This window comes from Amycolatopsis ultiminotia (assembly GCF_039536925.1).
Classification (GTDB): Bacteria; Actinomycetota; Actinomycetes; order Mycobacteriales; family Pseudonocardiaceae; genus Amycolatopsis; species Amycolatopsis ultiminotia.
Window position 1 is genome coordinate 44,080 of sequence record NZ_BAAAZN010000034.1, and the last position, 9,178, is coordinate 53,257.

7 protein-coding genes are annotated in these 9,178 nt (G+C 69.0%); 2 read left to right on the plus strand and 5 right to left on the minus strand.

What is annotated here, in order from left to right; genetic code table 11:
* Positions 1-138: 138 nt before the first annotated feature.
* Both ABD793_RS41540 and ABD793_RS41545 read left to right on the plus strand, forming a co-directional pair.
* A complete protein-coding gene (locus ABD793_RS41540; protein WP_344869259.1) occupies positions 139-1,380 on the plus strand; it encodes an alpha/beta hydrolase-fold protein in 1,242 nt (413 codons plus the stop codon).
* Positions 1,377-2,345 (plus strand): ABC transporter substrate-binding protein, encoded by a 969-nt coding sequence (locus ABD793_RS41545; protein WP_344869260.1) that lies wholly within the window; start codon positions 1,377-1,379, stop codon positions 2,343-2,345. The genes ABD793_RS41540 and ABD793_RS41545 overlap by 4 nt, the downstream gene beginning before the upstream one ends.
* On the opposite strand, the gene ABD793_RS41550 is transcribed toward ABD793_RS41545, so the two are convergent.
* The 5 genes from ABD793_RS41550 to ABD793_RS41570 all read right to left on the minus strand — a co-directional run.
* Positions 2,289-3,164, minus strand: coding sequence for an ABC transporter ATP-binding protein (locus ABD793_RS41550; protein WP_344869261.1), 876 nt, complete (start codon positions 3,162-3,164; stop codon positions 2,289-2,291). The genes ABD793_RS41545 and ABD793_RS41550 overlap by 57 nt on opposite strands.
* Positions 3,165-3,193: 29 nt before the next feature.
* Positions 3,194-4,255, minus strand: coding sequence for a FecCD family ABC transporter permease (locus tag ABD793_RS41555; protein ID WP_344869263.1), 1,062 nt, complete (start codon positions 4,253-4,255; stop codon positions 3,194-3,196).
* 8 nt (positions 4,256-4,263) lie between these two features.
* Positions 4,264-5,316 (minus strand): iron chelate uptake ABC transporter family permease subunit, encoded by a 1,053-nt coding sequence (locus ABD793_RS41560; protein WP_344869265.1) that lies wholly within the window; start codon positions 5,314-5,316, stop codon positions 4,264-4,266.
* A 476-nt stretch (positions 5,317-5,792) separates the two neighbouring features.
* Positions 5,793-7,604 carry a YncE family protein gene (locus ABD793_RS41565; RefSeq protein ID WP_486303695.1) on the minus strand — a complete coding sequence of 604 codons (1,812 nt, stop codon included), beginning with the start codon at positions 7,602-7,604 and terminating at the stop codon, positions 5,793-5,795.
* A gap of 1,340 nt (positions 7,605-8,944) precedes the next feature.
* Positions 8,945-9,178 (minus strand): Scr1 family TA system antitoxin-like transcriptional regulator (locus tag ABD793_RS41570; RefSeq protein WP_344869269.1); only part of this gene is annotated, 234 nt, incomplete at its 5' end.

The window sequence follows — 9,178 nt, forward strand, 5'->3', positions numbered from 1 at the left end:
CCCGGACGGCACGCCACCCACCGGGAACCGGCCGCCGAGGCTGCTGGTCGAGGAGGACAGCCACATGTGCGCCCTTCGCAGGGCAATCAACTTAAGTTAGGCTAACCTTTTATTGACTCGGAGCGAAGGCGGAGATCTATGTCGAGCGCGACTGCGACAGCGGACATCTCCAGCCCTCGGTTGCGACGCCTCGTGCGCGAGCTGCGGTCATCCGGCCGGACGGCACTTGCCCGGTTCTGGCGCGAGGTGGCCGAAAGCGGCGCACCCCTGGTCGAACCCGCGCCCGGCTTCCCCGGCGAACGGGTGGTGACCGTGCTGTGGCGCGAGGACCGGCCGGTGTCCGGCGTCTATGTGCGGGCCAACCGCCTGACCGACCAGCACAACGCGAACCGGGGAATGCTGCGGAGCCTGGACGGCACCGACGTCTGGTTCGTGAGCCTGCGGTTACCCGCGGACCTGCGCTGCAGCTACCAGCTGTATCCGTTCGAGCCCGGCGACCCTGTCCCGAGCCGGCTCGGGACAGGGCCTTCGCGGGCGGAGGGGCTGACCGATCCGCTCAACCGCAGCACGTCCGGGCGGTTCGGTTCGCTGATCGAGCTCGACGGCGCGCCGTCACTGGCTGACTGGTATGCGGACGAGGCACCCGGCCGCACCGACGCGTTCGGCTTCACAACGTCGGCAGGGCAGACCTACCGCGTCCGGCGCTTCATCCCGGACGCCACTGGGGAACTCGGACTGCTCGTCGTACTCGACGGCGAGAAGTGGTTCGACCGGTACGGAATCGCCGCCGCCGTCGCCGCCGGAGCTGCGGCCGGCAGGTTCCCCCCGACGGCCGTCGTCGGCATCGAGGCCGGCCCGCCCGGCGAACGTATGCAGCAGCTAGGTGCCAATCCACGGTTCGTCGATGCGCTCGCCGACGAACTGGTGCCCGCGGTCGCGAGGGAACTGCCGGGTTGGGCGGGATCGCGCCGTACTGTCCTGTGCGGGCAGAGCTTGGGCGGGCTCACCGCGCTGGTGGCCGCTCTGCGGAGGCCGGCCACGTTCGGCTCGGTACTCGCCCATTCGGCGTCGGTCTGGTGGCGGCCCGGGATGACCGCACGGCCGCCGTCGCTGCCGGAGGGCGACACCTGGCTGTTCGAACAGTTCGCTGCCGCGCCGGTCGGCAACCTCGGCATCCGGATCGACGTCGGCTCCAACGAAGGGGCGATGCTGCTGCATCTGCGGAAGCTGCACGCACTGCTGAGGGAAAGGGGATTCAACGCCTCGTTGCGGGTCTACTCCGGCGGACACGACCACTGCTGCTGGGCGGCGGCCCTGACTGAGGGGCTCACCGAAATGCACACCAATCCGCGCTATCCCAGGAAAGACGGCACCACATGAACAGACCTACCGCCGCCTGGCGAATGCTGACCGCGGTCGCCGCGGCCTTCGTACTGCTCGGCACCCTCACGGCCTGCGGTGGCTCCTCGACGGAGGCCACCTCGACGGCACCGTCGACCAAGAGCTTCCACGACGCCAACGGCACCACCGTGCAGATCCCGGTCAAACCGGAGAAAGTGGTTACGCTCAGCGAAACCGCGCTGGACGACGCGCTCGCGCTCGGAGTTCGGCCGGTGGGCACGACCGCGGGCCGCGGGCAGGACGGGCCGCCCTCCTACCTGACCGCGCAGGCGGCCGGTATTCCGATCGTCGCCTCCACCAAGGAACCGAACCTGGAGCAGATACTGGCGCAGGACCCCGACCTGATCATCGTCGACGACACCACCGGCGCCCGCAACCAGTTCGCCGAGCTGCAGAAGATTGCGCCGACGGTGTGGGCGGCCAACCCCGCGATCGGCTGGCAGGCGTACTTCACCAAGATCGCCGACGTGCTCGGCAGGCAGGACGAGGCCACCAAGGTCCTCGGCTCGATCCGGCACAAGACCGAGGAGACCAAGGCGAAGGCCGCGGGCAAGCTGCCGGCAACGGCGAGCGTGGTGCGCTGGGCGGACTCCGGCCCGGCGATCTCCGGCGGGAACTCCCTGGCCAGCCTGCTGCTCAGCCAGGTCGGCCTCACCCGGCCGCCGAGCCAGCAAAACGTCGACTCGAAGAACCGCGCGGGCCAGACGGTCAGCCTCGAACAGCTCGACCTGATCGACGCCGACTACCTGTTTGTCGGCGTGCTCGGCGACGTCCGGGCGGGTCAGGCGGCCCTCGACCGGGCGCGGAAGCTCCCCAACTTCGCCCAGCTGAACGCGGTGCGCGGCAACCGGACGAAGGTCGTGGACGGTACCGCGTGGACCAGTTCTTCAGGACCGCTCGGGGTGAACGTGATCCTGGACGACATCGCCGCCACGCTCGGCTGAACGCCCCCGCCGGTGCTCCTCCTCGTCCGCGAGGGGGACCACCAACGGTGTCCCTGCCTCGGGGTCGGTGATCAGCCGGCACCGCAGCCCGAACACCTCGTGCACCAGTTCGGCGGTCACGATGTCGCCGGGTGCGCCCTCGGCCACGATCCGTCCCTCCCGCATGGCAATGATGTGGTCGGCGTAGCGGCACGCATGGTTGAGATCGTGCAGCACCGCGACGAGCGTCCGGCCGCGGTCCCGGTTCAGCGACCGGCACAGCTGCAGCACCTCGATCTGGTGCGCGATGTCCAGGAACGTGGTGGGCTCGTCGAGCAGGACCAGCGGCGTCTGCTGCGCCAGCACGAGCGCGATCCACACGCGTTGCCGCTGGCCGCCGGAGAGCTGGTCCACCAGCTGCCCGGACAGTTCGGTGATCTTCGTTGCCGCCATTGCTTCTGCGACTGCGGTTTCGTCGGCCGCCGACCATTGCCGGATCGCCTTCTGATGCGGGTACCGGCCGCGCGCCACCAGGTCCGCGACGCGGATCCCCTCCGGAGCGAGTGAGGACTGGGGGAGCAGGCCGATCCTGCGAGCGACCTCCTTCGCCGGATAACCGGAGATCTCCTTACCGTCCAACAGGATCTCCCCGGTGCGAGGCCGCAGCAGCCGGGCAAGCGCGCGTAGCAGTGTCGACTTGCCGCACGCGTTCGGACCGATGATCACCGTGAACGCGCCGTCGGGGATCGTCACGGTCAGGTCCTCGCTGACGATCCGCCGGTCGTAGCCGATCGTCGCGCCGACGGCGCTCAACCGCGCCCGGCCGTTCGTGTCGGTCACCTTGCGCCGAACCTCGCCATCTCCCTCGTTCACCGGCGGCGCGCCTCGCCGGCCAGCAGCCACACGAGATACAGCCCTCCGATCGACACCGTTACGACACCCACCGGCAGCACCGTCGGCGCAAACACGCGCTGCGCTAGCCAGTCGCAGGCCACCAGCAGGAACGCGCCCATACTCGCCGAGGACATCAGTCCGATGCCCCCGGTCCTGGTCAGCCGCCGCGCCAGCTGCGGCGCGGCAAGCGACACGAACGCGATCGGGCCCGCGGCCGCGGTCACGACCGCGGTCAGCCCGACGCTGGTGAACAACAGCAGCAGCCGTGCGGGCTCCGCGCGCACCCCGAGCGCCCGCGCCGCATCGTCCCCCAGCTCCAGCAACGGCATCCGCCGCGCGGCGACAGCGACCACGGGCACCAGCACGGCCGTCGCGATCAGCACGGGCGGCACTTGTGCCCAGCCGAGCCCGGCCAGTGACCCTGCTCCCCACACTGCGGCCGAGATCGCGTCGTCGAGATCCGCCTTGAGGCTCAGCCAGGTGTTGAGGGAGCCGAGGACCGCACTGACCGCGATCCCGACGATGATCAGCCGGAAACCGCGCACGCCCTGTTTGAAGGCCAGCAGATACACGACGAGTGCGGTCGCGATGCCACCGGCCAGCGCGCCGGCGGCGACGGCGTAGTAGCCGCCGCCGGTGAGCAGGATGACCACGAGCGCGCCGCTGTAGGCGCCGGTGTTGAAGCCGACGATATCGGGGCTGCCCAACGGGTTGCGGGTCAGGGACTGAAGGATCGCTCCGCTGACGGCGAGCGCGGCGCCGAACACGAGCGCGAGCAGCACCCGGGGCAGCCGCCATTCCAGCACCACCAGCTCGTCCCGCGGCGACCCCGCGGCGAACAGCGCCCGCAGCACCTGGCCGGGCGCAACAGCGTAGTCCCCGGTCCCCAGCGCGAACACCGCGACGCCGAAGGTCGCCAGCAGCAGCGCCACGCAGACCACGACCACGCGCACGCCGATCCGCCCGGACAGCCACTCTCCCGGCGCGCGGACGACCACAAGGGACCGTCCGAACGCGATACGCGAACGATGCAACATCGGGCCGTTCACAGTCCCGCCGCCTGTTCCCGCCGGACGAGCCAGACCAGAACCGGCGCACCGAGGAACGCGGTGACGACACCCGCCGGCATCTCGTCCGGCCGGACCACGATCCGGCCGACCACGTCGGAGGCCAGCAGCAGGACGGGCGCGCCGACGAGGCTGTGGACGAGGATCCACCGTTGGTCCGGTCCGACGATCCAGCGCGCGACGTGCGGGACCATCAAGCCGACGAAGCCGATCGGCCCCGCGGCTGCGGTCGCCGCCCCGCACAACAGGGTCAGGGCCACGACCCCGAGCGCACGGGTGCGGGCGACGTGCACGCCCAGCGCGGCGGCGAGGTCGTCGCCGAGGGCCACGGCGTTGAGCGAGCGGGCCACCCAGACCGCAAGCGCCAGTCCGGTCAGGACGAACGGGGCGAGCGCGAGCACGATGTCCATGCCCTGGACGGAAAGCGAGCCCGCATGCCAGGCGCGCATGGTGTCGAACGCCTTGGCGTTCAGCAGCGGCAGCCCGCGGTTCACCCCGCTCAGCACCGCGCCGACGGCGATCCCGGCCAGGGTGAGCCGGATCGGGGTGGCACCGCCGCGGCCCAGCGAGCCAAGCCGATACACGACAACGGTCACCACGACCGCGCCGAGGAACGCGAACCAGACGTAGGAAGAGAAGCCGGTAAGCCCGAACACTCCGACGGCGATGGTGACCGCGAATGCCGCGCCGGCGTTGACGCCGAGGACTCCGGGGTCGGCGAGTGGGTTGCGCGTCATCGCCTGGATGAGGGTTCCCCCTGCGCCGAGTGCGACCCCGGCCAGCACTCCGAGCAGTGTGCGCGGAATCCGGTAGCTGCGCACGATCATGTGATCGACTGACCCGTCGTAAGCGGAAAGGGCATGCCATACCGTGGAAAGCGGCAGATCCTTGGCGCCGACAGCGATGCTCGCGACACAGACGGCCACCAGTGCGACGAGGGTGATCCCCAGTCCGGCGGAGAGCACCGCGCCCCTGTGAGCGTGTGGCAACACCTCCCGCGCGGCGACAGTCTCCACCGTTCCCCCGGACATTAGCTGAGTCTATCCTAACTATTCGACGGCACGTCGGTGAAGAAGCACCACGCAGCCACGTCGGCCGAACTGCAGCCGCGGCTGCGCAACCTCTTTGCCGTCCGGACCTCCTGGCCGCCGGACGTCGTCAAGGCGATCGACTCCGCAGCACAAAAGGCTTCTGTCGGGGGCGGGCACGCCGCAAGACCGCAGTTTCGCCCTCTCTGCCGGTGCGGTCACGGTGGGCCACGCGAGCGATCTTGGCCGGCAGGGCGCGCAGTAATGCTCTGTCCGTCGCCGTCGTTGCGGGTCGTCATTGCCGAGCAGCGGTGCGAACACACTTCTTCGGCGCAGGGATCCTCGTCATCCCTTGCCCGGCAAGGGCCTTACTCCTCAGCGGCATCGCCCGGCCGGGCAGGGCAGGCCGCCCTTGCGGAACGGGCGCTCGCAAGGACGTGGGCGGGGCCGCGTTCCTGCGGCCCCGCCCACGTGCGTAGTCATCCTCGGGCGGGTGCAGACACCTTGGTGAGCGTGTTGGCTCCGCCCGTGTAGCCGCCCGCGGACACCCACACTTCATGTGTATTGGTGTTTAGCCCCGGGTTGATCGGTGCCGTGCCGACCTTCGGCACGGCACCGAGTTTCTTGCCGCTGACCGCGTCGAACACGGCCAGTGTGCTGCCTCCGTAGTTCACCGCGTAGACCCGGCCGAGTTCGGCGTCCACGGTGATGCCCAGCGGCTGCTGGCCGCTGACGGCAGGTGCGCCGACCGGAAGGTTCTTCTCGGTGTCGATGGTTTCCACCGAGTTGAAACCCTGCAGTGTGACGTATGCCCGCTGAGCCGCGGGGTTCACCGCGACCGCCGTGGGCTGTGAGCCGTCGCCGGTGCCGATCTTCGCGGTGACCGTGCCGGTGGTCAGGTCGATCACCGACACCGTGCCGCTACCGACGTTGCTCACGTACGCTCGTTGGGCCGCCGGGTCCAGCGCCAGCCCGGCGGAGGTCTTGCCGTCGGTCGGGATGCGCCGGAGCAGCTGGTTGGTGGCACCGTCGAATTCGTCGAGTGTGCCGGCCTCGGCGTGCGGTTCAGTGACGTAGAACCGGTTGGTCGTCTCGTCCACGCGGATCTCCCGTGCGGAACCCTCGCCGAAGGGCAGGGTCGCCTTCACCGCGCCGGTGTCGAGGTCCACGACCTGCACTGTGTTCGCGATACCGTCCGAGGTGTAGAGGGTGCGGGTCTTGACGTTGATTCCCAGCCCCATCGGCCGGTTCGGCAGGACGATCTTCTGGTCCTCCTTCTCCTTCCCGGTCGCGCCGTCGTAGGCGTACACCGCGGAGTTGCCGAAGCTCGCCACGTACACGGTGTTCGTCGCCGGGTCCACCACGTTCTGGTAGACGCTGACGTCACCGACCTTCACCGGGGTGTCGACGGTGGCCGAGTCCTGGTGGGGCACCACCTTGACCACCGAGTCCGATGCGCCGTCCCAGCCGCCCGCGGAGACCCACACCTCGTGCGTGTTGGTGTTCAACGCCGCGGTGATGGGCGCTTTGCCAACCTGCTTGACGTTGTAGAGCCGCTTGCCGGTCTTGGTATCGAGCACGGACAGCGTGTTCGTCCCGAAGTTGGTCACGAACGCTTGAGCGCGCTCACTGTCCACGGTGACCCCCAGCGATTGCTTGCCGGTGCTCACCGGCGCGGCGATCGGTTTCCCGGTCGCCGCGTCGACCGTCTCCACCGAGCCGAACCCTTGCAGCGTCACGAGAAGGTGCTTGGTCGCGGGATCGAACGCGACCCCGGTCGGGTTCGATCCCGCCCCGGTCTGGATCTGGCTGACGGTCTTGCCCGCGGCCAGGTCGATCACCGAGACGGTATCGGTGCCGTAGTTGGCCACGTACGCCCGCTTGCCCGGCAAGTCCAGCGCGAGCCCGGCCGAGTTCTCCCCGTCGGTCGGGATTTCCCGCAGCCGCTTGTTGGTGGCACCGTCGTACTCGGCCAGTGCGCCGGGCTGCGCATGTGCCTCGGTCACGTAGAAGTGGTTGCTCGCCTCGTCCACCCGGATCTCGCGGGGGCCCTTGCCCGGCTCGTCGATGGTCGCCTTGACTTTGCCGGTGGCCGCATCCAGCACCGAGATCTTGTCCTCGATGGCGTTGGACACGTACAGCGTGTTCGTCGTGCTGTTGAGCTCGAGCCCCTGCGGCCCGGCGCCGGGGAGGTCGAACTGGGCCTTCTGCTTCCCGGTCGCCCCGTCATAGCTGTAGACCGCGGAGTTTCCATACGCGGCAACGAAAACCGTATCAGTCTTGGGATCCACCACACTCTGATACACGCGAACCCCGCCCACCTGGGTCGGGGTGCCTGCACTCTGGTCCGGGCCCGCCGCCTGCGCGGGCACCGCGGTGACCAACGCCAGGGCGAACGCTGCGGTGGCGCCCAGTGCGCGACGGGATCTCCGTCGCTGCGATTTTTCCATCTTCGGTCGAACCTTTCGTTGTCGATGCGAACATCGAGGTTGACGTGCCTCGACTGGGTGGCGGTCGCAGTTCCGGGGATGACCTGAGCGAGTAGAGCTTAGGTTAGCATTACCTAAGCTCTACTGTGATATAGGCCACCTGTGACCCGGTGTCGTAGACCGGTCGGTTTCCTGGGAGGCCCCGGTCGTCGAGGCCATGTCGGCCGACGGCGTAACCGCCTCGTGGCCGGGTCGTTGCCTGCCGTCGTGCAGAAGTCGGGTGAGTTTGACCGCGAGTGTGGTGAGAGGAATCGCGCGGTGCGTGGGCCCGAAGCCGGTCGAATTGATTGCGCGTGCCGACGACTTGGCAAAGTTCCGGGGCTGTCGATGGCGGGTTTGGTGTTCCGGAACGGGATTTTCGACGGCCGGGTGAGGCGGTTCCGCTACTGGCCCGGACACTGCCTCCGCTGATCGAAACCTACGAACTCAAGCCCTTTGCACCGGGCTGACTCCCCGCGCTGAGCGAATGGCGCAGACGACGTCCGCGGCGCGCTCCAAGCCAGACGAGCAGTGGCTGCGCGCCCCAAACCCCAAACCAGGAGAAGGAGCATGCCCCTGCCGGGCGCAAGCGCGCGCTGGCGCGGCGGTGATCCTTGACGCCGCCTGGACCACGCCGGCGTTCATCGACGGCACGTACTTCCACCGGGCGGATGCGTACAAGGTCGCCGGGGAATTGGCGCCGGTGAGCTGACCGGCGAAGCGGCGGCCGCTGGAACAGGCCGCCGTGTTCGGCTGCGCCCTCGGTATCGTCTACTAGCCGTTTGGGGTCGCCATGATGGTCGCGTCAGCCCTCACCGCCGCCGCGGTGGCCACCGGCTGCACCACCTGCCCTCGGTGAGAGGGCCCTCACGGCGCACGAGCGGCCACGCCGCGTGGAGCACCGCCGCCTCGAGAACCGCACCGTGCCGTCTGTTCCTCCGCACTGCACGACTTTCCGTGGTCGCGTTGTCACTGTAATAGTGACTCGCCGAGGTTGTCAGCAGTGTGTGCACGATCGTCGTCGCTCGCGACCGTCTCTACCAGCAGAGACGGCTGGTGATGCCGCGTCGAGTGTCATCGGCTGCCGACGGCTCGCGCGGCCTGGCGGGGACGGTCCGGCGTGGGGGGAGGGGTGCGCGGCTCGTCGTCGTGGCGTCGGCGGGTCAGGTGTTGTCGGTGTCCTGCGGGTCGAACTTGGCGGCGAACTGTTCGATGGCCATGGCCGATTCGAGCGGGGTCAGAGCGAGGTTGTCGAGTTGGTCGATGACGCGGCGGTATTCGCCGTTGTCGTCGGGGATGAAGCATCCGGCGCCGTGGTGGGAGAAGTAGGCGACGGGTCGGGGTGTGGTGTAGAGGGTGAACGGGCCGGACAAGCCCGGGTGCCAGCCGATGCGTTC